Source organism: Plantactinospora sonchi, from assembly GCF_036422035.1.
GTDB classification, from domain to species: Bacteria; Actinomycetota; Actinomycetes; order Mycobacteriales; family Micromonosporaceae; genus Plantactinospora; species Plantactinospora sonchi.
Genome location: NZ_JAZGQK010000016.1, coordinates 267,290 through 283,347 on the forward strand (window position 1 = coordinate 267,290; position 16,058 = coordinate 283,347).

Consider the following 16,058-nt stretch of genomic DNA (forward strand, 5'->3'; position numbering starts at 1 on the left):
GTGCTCAGGTTCCGGTCGCGCCGCCCTCAGCCGGTGCGGCGGCGCAGTGTGGCCGCGCCGAGCACCAGGGCGACGATCGTCGCCCCGACGACCACGGCGAGGTCACGCCACATGGTGGTGGTCGGTTCGGCGTACGCGCCGACCTCCTGCAGGGCATGTACCGCGTACGACAGCGGCAGCACGTCGCTGACCGCCTCCAGCCAACCGGCCATCTGGTCGCGGCGGACGAAGAGCCCGCAGAGCAGGATCTGCGGCACCACCACGACCGGCATGAACTGTACGGCCTGGAACTCGGTCTGCGCGAAGGCACTGCAGAGCAACCCGAGTGCGACCCCGAGCACGGCGTTGACCACCGCGATCAGCACCACCAGTCCGGCGTCGCCGGCGGTGTCCAGGTCGTACAGCCAGTACGCGACACCGGCGGCCAGGCCCGCCTGCACGGTCGCGGCCAGCCCGAACGCGAGGCCGTACCCGAACAGCAGGTCGAGTTTGCCCAGTGGCGTGGTGAGCAGCCGTTCGAGCGTGCCGGAGGTGCGCTCGCGCAGCATCGCGATGCTGGTCACCAGGAACATGATCACGAATGGGAAGACGCCGAGCATGACCAGGGCGATCCGGTCGAACGCGGCCGGCTGCCCCGGTGCGCCGGACTGCTCGGCGAGCATGAAGTACAGCAGGGTCAGCAGCAGCGTGGGCACCACGACCAGCATGGCGATGGTGCGCCGGTCGTGCCGGAGCTGTCGCAGGATCCGCCCGGTGGTGGCGGCGAGGATGGGCAGGCTCATCGGACACTCTCCTCGACGTCGGCCGGGGCCGTCTCGTTCGCCCTGATCAGGTGGAGGAACGCCGCCTCCAGGTCGTCGGTGCCGGCGGTCGCGCGTACCGCCGCCAGGGTGTCGTCGGCGATCAGCCGGCCCTCGCGGATCAGCAGCAGCCGGTCGCAGCGGGCGGCCTCGTCCATCACGTGGCTGGAGACCAGCAGGGTCCGACCGTTGGCGGCCATCGCCCGGAACATCTCCCACAGTTCGGCCCGGAGCACCGGGTCCTGCCCCACCGTGGGCTCGTCCAGGATCAGCAGTTCCGGGCGGCCGACCAGGGCGCACGCCAGCGAGGCGCGGCTGCGTTGGCCGCCGGAGAGGGTGCCCACGAGCTGTCCGGCGGCGTCGGCCAGCCCGACGTCGCGGACCGCCCGGTCCGCCTCGGCCGCGCCGAGACCGTGCAGCCGGGCGAAGTAGCGGGCGTTCTCCCGGACGGTCAGGTCGGGATAGACGCTCGGCGACTGGGTCAGGTAGCCGACCCGGTGACGCAGTTCGGCGGCGCCGGCCGGTTCGCCCAGCACGGTGACCGTGCCGCCGGCCACCACCTGTACGCCGACCAGTGCCCGCAACAGGGTGGTCTTTCCGCTGCCGCTCGGACCGAGCAGGCCGGTGACGCTGCCGCGCGGAACCGCGCAGGTGATCCCGTGCAGGACCGGTCGTCGGCCCCGGCGCACGACGAGGTCGCGGACCTCGATCGCGGTCTCCATGGATCCTCCCGAGGGGAATTCATTGACTGTTGAAATCAACGGTAGGTGAAATCGACGTCCGCCGCAATCACCCGCCGGCCGGGGCCTGGTTGGCGTCCGGTGCCCGGGAACTGGAAGGCTGGTCCGGTGACGATCAGCCGCTCCGTTCGGCGGGATCCGCCGGGCGCTGGCCGGGACCGGGCACCGGTCCGGACGGACGAAGTGGAGGGGGACCCGAAAGTGGTCGACAACAGGAGCGAGAGGTACCGCCGGACCGGCCGGGGACCCGTGGCGACGCGTCCCGTGTCGGAGGTGGTGTCGGCATGAGGAGCCGGAAACTGGGCGCGGTCGGCCCGGAGGTGTCCGCGCTCGGCCTGGGCTGTATGGGCATGAGCATGGCCTACGGCAGCCGGGACGACGCCGCCTCGACGCGTACCCTGCACCGGGCACTTGACCTGGGTGTCAACCACCTCGACACGGCCGACATGTACGGGCGGGGGGCCAACGAGGAACTGCTCGGCCCGGTGGTGCGCAAGCGTCGGGACGAGGTTTTCCTGGCCACCAAGTTCGGCAACCGGTTCGCCGACGACGCCACCTCCACCGCCTCGCCCGGGGCGTACGTCGACAGCAGCGCGGACTGGGCGCGGCGTGCCTGCGACGCCTCGCTGACCCGGCTCGGCATCGACACCATCGACCTGTACTACCTGCACCGGCGCAACCCGGACACGCCGATCGAGGAGACCGTCGGGGCGCTGGCCGACCTGGTCGTCGACGGCAAGGTCCGGTTCGTCGGACTCTCCGAGGTGAGCCCGGCGACCCTGCGCGCGGCACACGCCGTGCACCCGATCGCCGCGGTGCAGATGGAGTACTCGCTCTTCACCCGCTTCGTGGAGAAGGAGATGCTGGCCACCTGCCGGGAGCTGGGCGTGGCGCTGGTGGCGTACTCGCCGGTGGGGCGGGGGTTGCTCACCGGCACGATCACCGACCGCGACCAGCTCGCCGCCGACGACTTCCGGATCGGGGTGCCCCGGTTCGCCGAGGAGAACCTGGCCGCCAATCTCGACCTGGTCGAGCGGGTTCGCGAGGTCGCCGCCGAGGTCGGCGCGACGCCGGCCCAGGCCGCGCTGGCCTGGCTGCTCGCCCAGGGCGACGACGTCCTGCCGATTCCCGGTACGAAGCGGATCCGTTACCTGGAGGAGAACGTGGCGGCGGCGGAGCTGACCCTCAGCCCGGACCAGCTCGCCCGGCTCTCTGCGGCGGTGCCGCCCGAGGCGGTCGCCGGCGAACGGTATCCCGAGCAATCAAAGCGATTTCTCGGGCATTAAGTATGAAACACCCAGGGAGCGCATGATCGGGCGTTGCAACATGATCAGAGCTGGGGCACGATGACGCCGTGGGTCACGGTCCGTTACTGCAACGCGGTTTCCTCGACGACTGGACGGACCGGCTGCGCCGATTGCCCGGCCGGCCCGTCGTCGGCGTGCTGCTGCGCGGCAGCCACGCCCGGGGCGCCGCCACCCCGTACAGCGATGTGGACATCGATGTGCTGGTCAGCGGCGAGCCGTTTGTGGCGTACCCCGCTCTGCTCGCCGAGACCGGCGACCGCCTGACCCACCTCTCGATCGCCATCCGAGACGTCCGCTCCTGGCTCGACCGGCTCGACCAGCCGGCCGAATGGTCCTTCGGACTGCCGGTGGTCGCGCCCGCGCGGTTACTCTGGGCGAGCGACGAGTGGCGATCATCGATCGCCTTGACCGAGATCCGGCAACGCCCCGGCGGCCCGGAGCTGGAGGACGTCGTCGCGACCCTGGGCAAGGTGAGCGCGGCGTGCGCGGCGGCGGACGAGTTCGGCGCCCGGTTCGCCGCCGCCGAGCTGGCCCGGCGCTGCCCGTCCGTCGTCCGACTCGCCAACCCGGCGGTCACCGTGCCCAGCCGGCGGGCCGCGCTCACCGCCGCGCTCGACCTGCCGGTCGCCCCCGACGGCTACCGCGCCGACATGCTGACCTGCCTCGGGCTGCGCCCCGACAGCCTGGCCGGACTGCACGCCGCCGCCAGTCGGCTGGTCAGTGGGGTGGTCGAGCTGGCCAGCCCGTACGCCGACGCGATCGTCCCGGTGATCGGGCCGGAACTGGCCGCCGCGCTCCGTGACGGCCGACTGCGCCGGTACGTCGACCAACTCGCCCGGGCCCGGCCGCCGGCCGCCCCGACGGCGACTTCGACGACGGGCCCGGGCACCCCGACACCGGCTCCGACGACGGGTGTGCTGCCCGCCACGACCGGCCCGACTCCGGAACCGGGGCGGGACGGGTGGACGACACCGGCCCCGCGTGCGGGACAATCGGGAACTGTGCCCGTACCAGAACTCTCCCCGGCGGTCCCGCTGACCGCGTCCGGGCCGGCGCCCGACGGCCCCGCACGACCGTCCGCGCTCGACCCGGCGATCGCGGCCCGCCTGCGCCGAAACCCCGACGGCCTGGTCACCGCGGTGGTCCGCGCCCACGACTCGGGCGAGGTGCTGATGGTCGCCTGGATGGACGACGAGGCGCTGCACCGCACCCTCACCACCGGTCGGGCCACCTACTGGTCCCGCAGCCGCCGGGAGTACTGGGTCAAGGGCGACACCTCCGGCCACCACCAGTACGTGCACGCGGTCGCCCTGGACTGCGACGGGGACGCGGTGCTGGTCAGCGTCGAGCAGGTGGGTGCGGCCTGTCACACCGGCGACCGGACCTGCTTCGCCGACGAACTGCCGGTGACCGGGGCCACGCCGGCCGGCTCGACCCGATGAGCAGCCCTGGGACGGTGACCCGATGACCACCGGAGCGGTGAGCCCGGACGAGGCGACCTTCCACGAGCTGGCCCGGATCCGGCGGGTGGTGCCGGTGACCCGCCGGCTGCTCGCCGACGGCGAGACCCCGGTCGGGGTCTACCGCAAGCTGGCCGGCGGACCCGGCACGTTCCTGCTGGAGTCGGCCGAACAGGGCGCCGGCCCCGCCGGCATCGCCTGGTCCCGCTACTCGTTCATCGGCGTACGCAGCGGGGCCACCCTGGTCGAGCGGAACGGCCGGGCCCGGTGGCTGGGTACGCCGCCGGAGGGGGTGCCGACCGACGGTGACCCGATGGCGGTGCTCCGGGCCACCGTCACGGCGCTCACCGGGCCGACCACGCTCGCCGGTCAGAGCGGCCCACTGCCCCCACTGACCGGAGGCATGGTCGGCTACCTCGGCTACGACGTGGTGCGCCGGATCGAACGGCTGCCCACGCTGACCGAGGACGAACTCGGCGTGCCCGAACTGGGCATGATGCTCGCCACCGACCTGGTGGTGCTGGACCACTTCGACGGCTCGGCGATCCTGGTCGCGAACGCCGTCCTGCCGGCGCCGGACGACACGGCGGGGCGGGCCGCCCAGGTGTCGGCCGCGTACCACCAGGCGGTCGGACGGCTGGACGCGATGACCACCGCACTGTCCCGGCCGACCCCGCCGATGATCTCCGTGGTCGACCGGCCGGCGGTCGGCGAGGTGGTCAGCCGCACCCCGGCGGGGGAGTACCCGAAGGCGGTCGAGGTCGCCAAGGAGGCGATCCGGGCCGGTGAGTGCTTCCAGATCGTGCTGGCCCAGCGTTTCGAACGGCAGACCGAGGCCGACCCGCTGGACGTCTACCGGGTGCTCCGGGCCACCAACCCGAGCCCGTACATGTACCTGCTGCGCTTCGACGACTTCGACATCGTCGGTTCCTCACCGGAGGCGCACGTCAAGGTCACCATCGGCGAGGACGGCGAGCGGCGGGCGATGCTGCACCCGATCGCCGGCACCCGCCCCCGGGGCGTCGACCCCGCCGACGACGCCCGGCTCGCCCACGAGCTGATCAGCGACCCGAAGGAGCGCTCCGAGCACGTCATGCTCGTCGACCTGGGCCGCAACGACCTCGGCCGGGTCTGTCAGCCGGGCACCGTCGAGGTGCCGGAGTTCGCCACCATCGAGCGGTACAGCCACGTGATGCACATCGTCTCCACGGTTGTCGGGACGCTGCGCGAGGACCGGACCGCCTTCGACGCGCTGGCCGCGACCTTCCCGGCCGGCACCCTCTCCGGCGCGCCCAAGGTACGGGCGATGGAGATCATCGAGGAGCTGGAGCCGGCCCGGCGCGGCCTGTACGGCGGCACCGTCGGCTACTTCGGCTTCGGCGGTGACCTGGACATGGCGATCGCGATCCGGACCGCGCTGATGCGCGGTGGCCGGGCGTACGTACAGGCCGGAGCCGGGATCGTCGCCGACTCCGACCCGGCCGCCGAGGAGCGGGAGACCCGGAGCAAGGCGGCCGCCGTCCTGGCCGCGATCGCGGCGGCCGAGACGCTACGGTCGGCCCGGTGAGCGGCGACGACCCGGCGGCCGACCAGGCCACCGACAGTGGCACCACCGGCACCGGTGCGGACGCCGACGGCGGACCGGCGCGGACCGGCCGGCGCGGATTGACGTACGCCGTCCTGCTCTGCCTGCTCGGTGCCGGCCTGGCGGTCTTCGCGTCGACCCGGACCTGGGCGGTGGAACTGACCGCACGACCGGCGCCGCTGCCGGCCATCCGGACCGTCCGCACCGGCGGCGACCTGCTGCCCTGGCTACCGGCGCTGGCCCTGGTCGGGCTGGCCGCCGCCGGCGCCGTCCTGGCCACCCGGGGCCTCGGGCGCCGGCTGGTCGGCGTGCTGCTGACACTGGTCGGCGCCGGTCTGCTGGCCGGTGGGGTGTACGGCGGGTTCGGTCTCGCGCCCGGCGGGATATCCGTCGGCTGGCCGGTGCTCTGCGCCCTCGGCGGTCTGCTCACCGCGGCGGCCGGTGTCGTCACCGCGGTACGCGGTGCGGGCTGGCCGGTGATGGGCGCCCGTTACGAGCGGTCCAGGCCCGGCGGCGGGCCGGCGAAGGCGGACCGGACACCGGAGACCGCCGACCGGGTGGAGGGCCGGCGGACCACGGCGGCCTGGGACGCGCTCGACCGGGGTGAGGACCCGACGGTCAGCTGACCGGCTGCCGCCGGGTGTTCCGCGCCGACGCACCGCCCCGCGACGGCCGTCGCTCCGCGGACCGACCGGACCGGTCCGCGCTCCGCGTGGTCTCGCCGTGGGCCGGCCGCGGCTCGGCGGGCCGACCCGACCGGTCCGGCGGCGTGGCGGCGAGCGCGGCCACCAGCGCCGCGACCTCGGCCCGTCGGTGCGCCCGCTCCCGGTCGGCGCAGATCGCCTCCCAGGCGTTGCCCCGGGAGGTCCGGATCCGGGTTTCGCCCACCATCGCCCGCTCCACGCTGTGCACCATCGTGACGGCGACCGAGAGGACGGTCCGCGGAATGCTGATCAGGTCGATGGTCGAGCCAGGCTTCGGTGTGCTCATGGTCTTCCCCGTACGACGATCGATCCGGCTGGCCGGCGGCGCCCGCGACCAGTGTGCCCGAGGTTGATGGTGCCGGTGTGGTGTTTCGGTCGGGTCACCCCGGGATCAACGGTTCCGTCCCGGGGCACCCGAGGGTTCCATCCCATGGTCTACCGGGGTCGCCGTCACGACTCGCCCTTCTCGGTTGAGTTGCGTCACAGCGGGTGAGAACGGGGCCCGCTGACGCGGAAACGCCCGGATCGGCGGTCGCGGAGCGTGATCTCCTGCTCACAAAGGTCAGGCATTATGCCCCAGCCCATCTCGTGAAGCGCGCCATACCCCCGACGGCGTCCGTCCCGTGGCGCCGCCTAGCATCGGCGCATGACACCCGGAGAGGGGAGTCCGTTGGTGACTGCTGAGCATCCGCACGCGGAGGGCGACGACGTCGGGCCGGCCGCGTCCGCCAATGTCCTCGACGAGATCCTCGCCGGAGTCCGGGAGGACGTCGAGCGCCGACAGCAACAGGTCTCACTGGAACAGGTGAAGCAGCTCGCGGCGGCGGCGCCACCGCCGCTCGACGCGTACGCGGCGCTGCGCCGTCCCGGAGTGGCGGTGATCGCCGAGGTCAAGCGGTCGTCGCCGTCGAAGGGGCAGCTCGCCGAGATCGCCGACCCGGCGGACCTGGCCGGCGACTACGCCGCCGGTGGGGCACGCTGCATCAGTGTGCTGACCGAGGGCCGGTGGTTCGGCGGGTCGCTGGACGACCTGGCGGCGGTCCGGGCCGCGGTGAACATCCCGGTGCTCCGGAAGGACTTCGTCGTATCCAGCTACCAGGTGCACGAGGCCCGGGCCCACGGCGCCGACCTGGTCCTGCTGATCGTCGCCGCGCTGGAGCAGAACGTACTGGTCGGGCTCCTCGAACGGATCGAGTCGCTCGGCATGACCGCACTGGTCGAGGTGCACGACGAGGAGGAGGCCGACCGGGCGTTGGAAGCCGGCGCCCAGGTCATCGGGGTGAACGCCCGCAACCTGCGTACCCTCGAGGTCGACCGGTCGGTCTTCGAACGGATCGCGCCCGGCCTGCCGAACAGCGTCGTCAAGATCGCTGAGTCCGGGGTGCGTGGCCCGCACGACCTGATCCGGTACGCCTCGGCCGGCGCCGACGCCGTACTGGTCGGCGAGGGGCTGGTCACCCAGAAGAGTCCCCGGGAGGCGGTGGCCGAGCTGGTCAACGCCGGCAACCACCCGGCCACCCCCCGTCCGGTGCGATGAGCACGAGGAGGTCGGCATGACCGCGCCATCCCTGACCACCGGCACCCCGATGCCCGACGCCGCCGGCCACTTCGGCCGGTACGGCGGCCGGTTCGTGCCCGAGGCGCTGGTCGCCGCGCTCGACGAGCTGGACGTGGCGTACCGGGAGGCACTGGCCGACCCGACCTTTCAGGCCGAGTTCAACCGGATGCTGCGCGAGTACGCCAACATCCCGTCCCTGCTCTACCGGGCCGAACGGCTCTCCGCGCGGGTCGGGGCCAGGATCCTGCTCAAGCGGGAGGACCTCAACCACACCGGGGCGCACAAGGTCCGCAACGTGCTCGGCCAGGCACTGCTCACCAAACGGATGGGCAAGCCCCGGGTGATCGCCGAGACCGGCGCCGGGCAGCACGGGGTGGCGAGCGCGACCGCGGCCGCGTACCTCGACCTGGAGTGCGTGGTCTACATGGGTGAGGTGGACACCCAGCGGCAGGCGCTCAACGTGGCCCGGATGCGGATGCTCGGCGCCACCGTCGTCCCGGTCACCGCCGGCTCGCGCACCCTCAAGGACGCGATGAACGAGGCGATGCGGGACTGGGTCGCCAACGTCGACCGGACCCACTACCTGATCGGCACCACCGCTGGTCCGCATCCGTTCCCGACGATGGTCCGCGAGTTCGTCCGGGGCATCGGGGTCGAGGCCCGCCAGCAGTGCCTGGAGCTGACCGGGGGGCTGCCCGACGCGGTCACCGCGTGCGTCGGCGGCGGCTCCAACGCGCTCGGCATCTTCCACGCCTTCGTGCCCGACGACGAGGTCCGGCTGTACGGCTTCGAGGCGGGCGGCGACGGGCTGGAGACCGGCCGGCACGCCTCCAGCATCACCGGCGGGTCCTCCGGCGTGCTGCACGGCACCCGGACGTACGTGCTGCAGGACGAGGACGGTCAGACGGTCGAGTCCCACTCGATCTCCGCCGGGCTGGACTACCCCGGCGTCGGCCCCGAGCACGCCTGGCTCAACGACCTCGGTCGGGCCCGGTACGAGCCGGTCACCGACGCCGAGGCGATGGCCGCGTTCCAGCTGCTCTGCCGGACCGAGGGGATCATTCCGGCGATCGAGAGCGCGCACGCGCTCGCCGGCACGCTGCGGATCATCCCGGCCCTCACCGCCGAGTTGGGCCGCGAGCCCACCATCGTGGTCAACCTCTCCGGCCGGGGCGACAAGGACGTGCACACCGCCGGCGAGTACTTCGGCATTCTCGACGGGGAGCGGGCGTGATGGGTGACGTCGGTCAGTCGGTGCTGGCCACCGAGCAGGGGACGCCGTCCGGGCGGAGCATCGCGGTCGCCTTCGCCAAGGCCCGCGCCGAGGGGCGCGCCCTGCTGATCGGCTGCATGCCGGCCGGCTTCCCGACCGTGCCGGGCAGCATCACCGCGATGACGGCGATGATCGAGGCCGGCGTCGACGTGATCGAGGTCGAGATCCCGTACTCCGATCCGGTGATGGACGGCCCGGTGATCCAGCGGGCCAGCGACATCGCGCTCGCCGGGGGCGTACGCGTCGCGGACACCCTGCGGATCATCGAGGCGGTCGCCGCCACCGGCGCCCCGGTGGTCACCATGACCTACTGGAACCCGATCGAGCGGTACGGCGTCGACGCCTTCGCCCGCGACCTCGCGAGCGCCGGGGGCACCGGCCTGATCACCCCGGACCTGATTCCGGAGGAGGCGGCGGCGTGGCTGGCCGCCTCCGACGCGTACGGGCTGGACCGGACCTTCCTGGTCGCCCCGTCGTCCACAGACGAGCGGCTGGCGATGACGGTCGGGCACTGCCGGGGTTTCGTCTACGCCACCGCGCTGATGGGTGTCACCGGCGCCCGCGAGAGCACCTCGGAGGCCGCCCCGAGGCTGGTCAGCCGGGTCCGGGAGGTCACCGGGCTGCCGGTCGGGGTCGGCCTGGGCGTCGGCACCGGGGCACAGGCCGCCGAGGTCGGCCGGTACGCCGACGGGGTGATCGTCGGCAGCGCGCTGGTCCGTACCGTGCTGGAGGCGCCGGATCAGGCGGCGGGGCTGACCGCCCTGCGTACGCTCAGCGCCGAACTCGCCGAGGGCGTCCGGGCCGTTCCGACCTGACCCGTCCGCGAAGTGCGGGCTGGGGCCGGGTGCCCCGCTCTGGGCGGTCAGGCTTGATCCCGTCGCGGGTCACCACCCGTGTCCCACCGGCTCTCCGGGCCGCTCGCGTTCGTGTCGTTCCCGGACAGGTGCGCCCGCGCCCGGACAAAGCGGACTCGGTTCGCCAGCAGTTGCCAACCGGACCGGGGTGCCGCTGGCAGGGGTGACGACGGTAGCCTGTGCACCCGTGACCCTCGCCTCGCTAACTCCTCAGGCGGCCCTGCCCAGTCCCGCCACCGCCGTGTGGCAGCTCGGGCCGGTGCCGGTCCGGGCGTACGCGCTCTGCATCGTGCTCGGCATCGTGGTCGCCTGTGTGGTGACGGAGCTGCGACTGCGCCGCCGTGGCGTCGCTCCCTGGGCGGTCCTCGACATCGCGGTCTGGGCGGTGCCGTTCGGCATCGTCGGTGCCCGGATCTACCACGTGATCACCTCTCCCGGTGCCTACTTCGGCGAGGACGGTGACCCGATCCGGGCCCTCTACATCTGGGAGGGCGGGCTCGGCATCTGGGGTGCGGTGGCGGGCGGTGCGGTGGGGGCCTGGCTGGCCGTCCGGCAGCTCGGCCTTCCGCTGACCCTGGTGGCCGACGCGCTGGCCCCGGGGCTGCCGCTGGCCCAGGCCGTCGGCCGGATCGGCAACTGGTTCAACAACGAACTCTTCGGCGGCCCGACCACCCTGCCCTGGGGGCTGGAGGTCCACCGGATGGACCCGGCAAACCCCGGGCAGGCGCTGCGCGACGACAACGGCAACCCGGTCCTCGAACCCGGGCTCTTCCACCCGACCTTCCTCTACGAGGCGCTCTGGAACGTCGGCGTCGCGGTTCTGGTCTACGCCCTCGACCGCCGGTTCAGGTTCGGCCGGGGACGCGCCTTCGCCCTCTACGTGATGGGCTACACCGCCGGCCGGTTCTGGATCGAGATGATGCGGACCGACTCGGCCACCCACTTCCTCGGCGTACGGCTCAACGTCTGGACGGCGGCGCTGGTCTTCCTCGGCGCGCTGGTCTACTTCGTCCGGGTCCGGGGCCCCCAGCAGTACGTCATCCCGGTCGGCGTCGCCGCCGAGCCGGTCACCGCGACCGGCGGGGACGTCTCCCAGGTCGACGTCTCGCGGGCCCGCCAGGCCACCGCGGTCGCGCCGAGCGGCTACCGGGTGGTCACCGAGGAGCAGTTCCAGCACCACCAGCGGACCGGCGAGGCTCCCCCCGAGGACGGCGACCCGGCCGGTGACGACACCCCGGGTGCGGACGGCTTGCGATCCTCGACCGACACAACTGGCGCCGACACCGAGGCACCCGCAGGCGCCGCCACCGCCACACCTGACGGCACCGACGTGCCGGCCGACGCGGCTGACGGCGGCAACGTGCCCGCCGACGCACCTGACGGCGGCGACCAGCCCGCCGACGTACCGGCCGGCACCGGCCCGGAGACCCCGGCCGAGGCGACCCGCGGGCCAGCCGCCGATCGGGACCGTTGAGCGGGGGCGCCGGACCGATGCGTACGGCCGTGGTGGTGGGCGCCGGGATCGGTGGGCTGGCGACCGCTGGTGCGCTGGCTCGGACCGGCTGGCAGGTGACCCTCCTGGAGCGTGACGACCGGGTGCGGGCGGGCCGCACCGCGTTGATCCTCTGGCCCAACGGGGTACGGGCACTGCGTGCGCTCGGCCTCGGCGACGGACTGGCGGCGATCGCCACCCCGCTGCCGGACAGCGGCGTCCGCCGTCCCGACGGCCAGTGGCTGGTACAGCCGCGACCGGTACCCGGTGACCGGGCCCCGGTGGTGGTCCACCGCGAGGACCTGCACGACGCGCTGGTGGCCGGGCTCGGTGACCGGGTGGAGATCCGCACCGGCGTGGAGGTACGGGCCGTGTCGGCGGCCGACGGCGAACGGCCGAGTGTCGGCGACGGCCGGAGCACCTACGAGGCGGACCTGATCGTCGCCGCCGACGGCATCGACAGCGTGGTACGCCGCCGGCTGGCTCCCGGCGCCACCGTGGTCAGCTCCGGCTGTGCCGCCTGGCGGGCGGTGATCCCCTGGTACCGGGCGCCGCAGCTGCCGGCGGACCGTCCGGTCGGCGGGGAGACCCTCGGCGCCGGCTACCGTTTCGTCGCGGCGTCGCTCGGCGAACGCGGATCCTCCGGAGGCTCGACCCGGGGCGGGATCTACTGGGTGGCGACCGCGGCCGGCGCGTCGCGACCGGAGTCGCCGGCGACCCAGCTCGCGCTGCTCCGCCGCTGGTTCGCCAACTGGCCGGCACCGATCGCCGACCTGCTCGCCGCCACCGAGCCGGAGGACCTGGTCCAGCAGGAGGTCCGGGAACTGCGACCACTGCCCCGGTCGTACGGCTATCCGGCGGGCACCGGCGGGATCGTCCTGCTCGGCGACTCGGCGCACGCCATGCCGCACCACCTCGGTCAGGGCGCCTGTCTGGCCCTTGAGGACGCCGCCACCCTGCAGGTGCTGGTCCGGGAGGCGATCCCCGGTACGGCGTTGCGGGAGGCGGTCGAGGCGTACAGCCGTACCCGGCGGCCCCGGGCCGCGACCGTGGTCCGGCAGACCCGACGGATGTCGGCGGTGCTGCAGGCCCGGGGCCGGTTGGCGCTGCGGGCCCGGGACGCGGCGCTCGGCACCATCACGCCGCGGCTGATGGGCAGCGCGGCGACCGCCGCCGCCCAGTGGCATCCGCCGGCCTGACCGTCCGGAGATGCCGCCTGCCGGATCGTTGCGACCCGGGCGAGACGGCGGTATCCGAATCGAAGTCGGTGGCCGCCCGAGCGGGTCCCGGCGTACCTCCGTTCGCGGGTTAACCGACCGATCGGGGGGATGACCCCGCCGTCGGACGGCACGCACACTACCGGGGAGCGAAGGTGAGGGCTCCCAGTTGCGGCACAGCGTGTCTGACCAGCAGGTCGAGGCGGGTCGGCAGGTTCCCCCCGATGGTGGGGCGCGGCCACCGCTGGCCCGGATCGACGCCTTCGAGCAGCGGTGGGAGGGCGAACTGCGGGCGGCCGTCGCGGCGTACACCGCCGCCGGAGGCCCGCGCGCCGACCGGTCGGTGGTGGCCGCCGGTGAGGCCGGCGCCCGGCTGGCCGGTGCCGCCCTGGCCGAGCTGGAGGCGGCGGTGACCCGGCATCCGCTGCGGGCCCGGCTGTGGGAACTGCTGCTCGTCGCCGCGTACCTCGCCGACGGTCGGCGGGCCGCCGCCGAGGTGGAACGGCGGGCCCGCGCGGTCTTCCTCGAACACCTGGGCGTCGAGCCGGCCGGCCGGATCTGTCTGCTGGCCGAGGCGGTACGGCTGGGTCGACTGACGGAGAACTGGGCGGCGGATCCGGCACCGGCGCCGCTTCCGCCGGTGGCCCCGCGTCCGTCAGTGGCCCGACCCCGTCCGGCGGCCCGGCTCCCGGTCCCGCTGACCGGGCTGGTCGGTCGCGAGGAGCTGCTCGACGCCGTCGGACAGCGGCTGCGGGAGCATCGCCTGGTCACCCTGACCGGGACCGGCGGTGCGGGCAAGACCCGGCTGGCGGTGGCCGTGGCCGAGCGGGTCACCGAAGGACCCGTCTGGTTCGTCGACCTCAGCGCGGTGGAGAGCCCGGTACGGGTGCCGCAGGCGGTCGCCGCCGCGCTCGGCGTACCCGATGTCGGTGCGGACGTCGTCGAGTCTCTCCTCGCCGACCTCGGTACGGTCCGGGCGCTGCTGCTCCTGGACAACTGCGAGCACCTCGTCGCGGGCTGTGCGGAACTCGTCGGCCGGCTGCTGGCCCGCTGTCCGGAACTGCGGGTGCTGGCCACCAGCCGGGTCGGGCTGGGAGTCCCCGGCGAGTCCCGGATCCGGGTACCGGCCCTCGGCGTACCGCCGGAGCGGACCGGGCACACCATCGGTGCGCTCGCCGCGCATCCGGCCACCCGGCTCTTCCTGGAACGGGCGCGACAGGTCTGCGGGCGCCCGGTGCCCGAGGCGAGCGCGGACGCGGTGGCCCGGCTCTGTGCCGAACTCGACGGTCTGCCGCTCGCGATCGAGCTGGCCGCGGCCCGGACCCCGCTGTTGAGCGTCAACGAGATCATCGCGCGGTTGCGGGGCGACGTACGGCTGCTGCGCAGCCCGGACCCGACCGCCCCGGACCGGCACCGCAGCCTCGCTGCGGCGGTGGAGTCCAGCCTCGCCCAGTTGGACGCCGATGCCTGCCGGCTGTTCGACCGGCTCTCGGTCTGTGTCGGCGGGTTCGACGTCGGTGCCGCCCGGGCGCTCGGCCGGTCGGTCGCCCCGGCCGCCCCGGTCGAGCCGTCCCCGGTCGAGGCGGTGTCGGCTGCCGCCCCGGCCGCCCCGGTCGAGGCGTCCCCGGTCGAGCCGGTGTCGGCTGCCGCACCGGCCGCGCTGACCGCGCTGGTCGAGGCGTCCCTGGTCGAGCCGTTGGCGGCCGACCCGGTCCGCTACCGGATGCTGGGGCCGATCCGGCGACACGCGGCGGCCCGGCTGGCCGCCTCCGGTGACGAGCCGGCGGCCCGGCACACCCTCGCGAGGTACTACCTGGAGTTGGCCCAGCGCGCCGACAACCAGCTGCGGGGCGCCGCCCAGGAGCGGTCGCTGAGCCGGCTGCGCGCCGAGGCGGCGAATCTCCGCTCGGCGTTGGCCTGGCTCAGCGAGGCGGGGGCCGGCGGGCCGACCCACGGCGACTTGCGGCTCGCCGCCGCGCTGGTGATGTTCTGGCGGCTGGAGGGCCACTACCGGGAGGGGCACGCCTGGCTGTCCGCCGCCCTGGCCCGGCACCCGGGGGCGCCGGCCGCGCTGCGGGTCCGGGCCGGCACCGGCGCGGCGATGCTGGCGATGCTGCGCTGCGACTACCCGGCGGCGATCAGGTACGCGGAACTCGCCCGGGCGGCCTGCCGGACGGCCGGGGACCGCCCCGGCGAGGCACGGGTGGAACAGATCCTCGGCTCGGTCGCCCGCGAGCAGGCGCGCTATCCGGAGTCCGCCGCCCACCTGGCCGCCGCCGGCGCGATCTTCGGGGAGTGCGCCGACGAGTGGAGCGAAGCGCAGATCACCGAACTGCGCGGGTTCACCGCATGGCTCGCCGGCGACCTGGACCGGGCCGACTCGCGGCTCCGGGCGAGCCTGCGCCGGTACGAGGCGCTGGGCGACCCGCTCGCGGCGGCGAGCGCCCTGATGAACCTCGGTGCGGTGGCGCTCTACCGGGGTGACGTCGACCGTGCGTCGTCGCTGCTCGACGTCGCGTTGCGCCGGCACTCCGCGATCGGCTTCCCGGAGGGGGTCGGCTGGGCACACAACCTGCGGGGACTGGTCGAGCTGCGTGCTGGACGGACCGGCCGGGCGGCGGCACACCTGCGGGCGAGCCTGGCCGCCCACCGACAGGTCGGCGACCGGTGGCGGACCGCGAGCGTGCTGGAGGGGCTGGCCGAGGTGGCCCGACTCGAGCGGGATCCGAGCCGGGGCGCGATGCTGCTCGGCGCTGCCGAGCGGATCCGTGCCGAGATCGGCGCGCCGGTGCCGACCTGTGAGCGCGCGGACGTCGAGGCGACCCGTCGGGCGCTCCGCGCCGACCTCGGCGAACGCTACCCGGAGGCCCGTCGGTGGGGCCGGGAGCTGGGCGTCGACGCGCTGCTCACCACCGCCGAGGGTGTCCCGACCGGCCCGGTCAGCGGCTGACCCGGCCGTCGGGACGTACCCGTCGCCGCGGGTCCGGCGGGCGCGGTGCGCGGGCCGCCCGGAAGGCAGGGTCGGGGGCGCCGGTCACGGCGGGCGTGCCGGAGTGGCCGGTGGTCAG

Annotated in this window: 12 protein-coding genes and 2 pseudogenes; 11 read left to right on the plus strand and 3 right to left on the minus strand. The window is 74.2% G+C overall.

Annotation, left to right across the window (positions count from 1 at the left end; genetic code table 11):
- Window positions 1-26: 26 nt before the first annotated feature.
- Together V1633_RS19685 and V1633_RS19690 are read right to left on the minus strand one after the other, a co-directional pair.
- Window positions 27-782 (minus strand): ABC transporter permease, encoded by a 756-nt coding sequence (locus V1633_RS19685; RefSeq protein WP_331215817.1) that lies wholly within the window; start codon window positions 780-782, stop codon window positions 27-29.
- The gene (locus tag V1633_RS19690; protein WP_331215818.1) at window positions 779-1,522 is read right to left on the minus strand and encodes an ABC transporter ATP-binding protein; all 744 of its coding nucleotides are present in this window, start codon (window positions 1,520-1,522) and stop codon (window positions 779-781) included. The genes V1633_RS19685 and V1633_RS19690 overlap by 4 nt, the downstream gene beginning before the upstream one ends.
- 302 nt (window positions 1,523-1,824) lie before the next feature.
- Between V1633_RS19690 and V1633_RS19695 the strand changes: the two genes are divergently transcribed.
- The 5 genes and pseudogenes from V1633_RS19695 to V1633_RS19715 all read left to right on the plus strand — a co-directional run bounded on the left by V1633_RS19695 (window position 1,825) and on the right by V1633_RS19715 (window position 6,518).
- Window positions 1,825-2,826: an aldo/keto reductase gene (locus V1633_RS19695; RefSeq protein WP_331215819.1), complete on the plus strand. Its 1,002-nt coding sequence runs from the start codon at window positions 1,825-1,827 to the stop codon at window positions 2,824-2,826.
- A gap of 68 nt (window positions 2,827-2,894) precedes the next feature.
- Window positions 2,895-3,575, plus strand: a pseudogene (locus V1633_RS19700) (nucleotidyltransferase domain-containing protein); the annotation flags it as partial.
- A 273-nt stretch (window positions 3,576-3,848) separates the two neighbouring features.
- A complete protein-coding gene (gene hisI, locus V1633_RS19705) occupies window positions 3,849-4,289 on the plus strand; it encodes a phosphoribosyl-AMP cyclohydrolase (RefSeq protein ID WP_407952064.1) in 441 nt (146 codons plus the stop codon).
- A 22-nt stretch (window positions 4,290-4,311) separates the two neighbouring features.
- On the plus strand, window positions 4,312-5,874 hold the full coding sequence (locus tag V1633_RS19710; RefSeq protein WP_331215820.1) for an anthranilate synthase component I: 1,563 nt from the start codon (window positions 4,312-4,314) through the stop codon (window positions 5,872-5,874).
- Window positions 5,871-6,518 carry a Trp biosynthesis-associated membrane protein gene (locus tag V1633_RS19715; RefSeq protein ID WP_407952059.1) on the plus strand — a complete coding sequence of 216 codons (648 nt, stop codon included), beginning with the start codon at window positions 5,871-5,873 and terminating at the stop codon, window positions 6,516-6,518. Before V1633_RS19710 ends, V1633_RS19715 begins: the two co-directional genes overlap by 4 nt.
- Before the next feature lie 112 nt (window positions 6,519-6,630).
- Here V1633_RS19715 and V1633_RS19720 read toward each other — a convergent pair.
- A pseudogene (locus V1633_RS19720) lies at window positions 6,631-6,882 on the minus strand (hypothetical protein); the annotation flags it as partial.
- A gap of 387 nt (window positions 6,883-7,269) precedes the next feature.
- Between V1633_RS19720 and trpC the strand changes: the two are divergent.
- The 6 genes from trpC to V1633_RS19750 all read left to right on the plus strand — a co-directional run bounded on the left by trpC (window position 7,270) and on the right by V1633_RS19750 (window position 15,940).
- Window positions 7,270-8,133 carry an indole-3-glycerol phosphate synthase TrpC gene (trpC, locus tag V1633_RS19725; RefSeq protein WP_331215821.1) on the plus strand — a complete coding sequence of 288 codons (864 nt, stop codon included), beginning with the start codon at window positions 7,270-7,272 and terminating at the stop codon, window positions 8,131-8,133.
- A gap of 16 nt (window positions 8,134-8,149) precedes the next feature.
- A complete protein-coding gene (trpB, locus tag V1633_RS19730; RefSeq protein ID WP_331215822.1) occupies window positions 8,150-9,388 on the plus strand; it encodes a tryptophan synthase subunit beta in 1,239 nt (412 codons plus the stop codon).
- Window positions 9,388-10,242, plus strand: a complete 855-nt coding sequence (trpA, locus tag V1633_RS19735; RefSeq protein ID WP_331215823.1) for a tryptophan synthase subunit alpha — start codon at window positions 9,388-9,390, stop codon at window positions 10,240-10,242. Before trpB ends, trpA begins: the two co-directional genes overlap by 1 nt.
- A gap of 226 nt (window positions 10,243-10,468) precedes the next feature.
- On the plus strand, window positions 10,469-11,755 hold the full coding sequence (gene lgt / locus V1633_RS19740; protein WP_331215824.1) for a prolipoprotein diacylglyceryl transferase: 1,287 nt from the start codon (window positions 10,469-10,471) through the stop codon (window positions 11,753-11,755).
- A 17-nt stretch (window positions 11,756-11,772) separates the two neighbouring features.
- Window positions 11,773-12,972: an FAD-dependent oxidoreductase gene (locus tag V1633_RS19745; RefSeq protein ID WP_331215825.1), complete on the plus strand. Its 1,200-nt coding sequence runs from the start codon at window positions 11,773-11,775 to the stop codon at window positions 12,970-12,972.
- Window positions 12,973-13,171: 199 nt separating this feature from the next.
- Window positions 13,172-15,940: an ATP-binding protein gene (locus tag V1633_RS19750; RefSeq protein WP_331215826.1), complete on the plus strand. Its 2,769-nt coding sequence runs from the start codon at window positions 13,172-13,174 to the stop codon at window positions 15,938-15,940.
- The last annotated feature ends 118 nt before the right edge of the window (window positions 15,941-16,058 follow it).

Excerpts from the sequence above, each read along its gene's own strand:
- V1633_RS19745 (WP_331215825.1), top strand. The coding sequence starts at position 11,773 with ATGCGTACGGCCGTGGTGGTGGGCGCCGGGATCGGTGGGCTGGCGACC.
- V1633_RS19695 (WP_331215819.1), top strand. The coding sequence starts at position 1,825 with ATGAGGAGCCGGAAACTGGGCGCGGTCGGCCCGGAGGTGTCCGCGCTC.
- trpA (WP_331215823.1), top strand. The coding sequence starts at position 9,388 with ATGGGTGACGTCGGTCAGTCGGTGCTGGCCACCGAGCAGGGGACGCCG.
- trpB (WP_331215822.1), top strand. The coding sequence starts at position 8,150 with ATGACCGCGCCATCCCTGACCACCGGCACCCCGATGCCCGACGCCGCC.
- V1633_RS19690 (WP_331215818.1), bottom strand. The coding sequence starts at position 1,522 with ATGGAGACCGCGATCGAGGTCCGCGACCTCGTCGTGCGCCGGGGCCGA.
- V1633_RS19710 (WP_331215820.1), top strand. The coding sequence starts at position 4,312 with ATGACCACCGGAGCGGTGAGCCCGGACGAGGCGACCTTCCACGAGCTG.
- V1633_RS19685 (WP_331215817.1), bottom strand. The coding sequence starts at position 782 with ATGAGCCTGCCCATCCTCGCCGCCACCACCGGGCGGATCCTGCGACAG.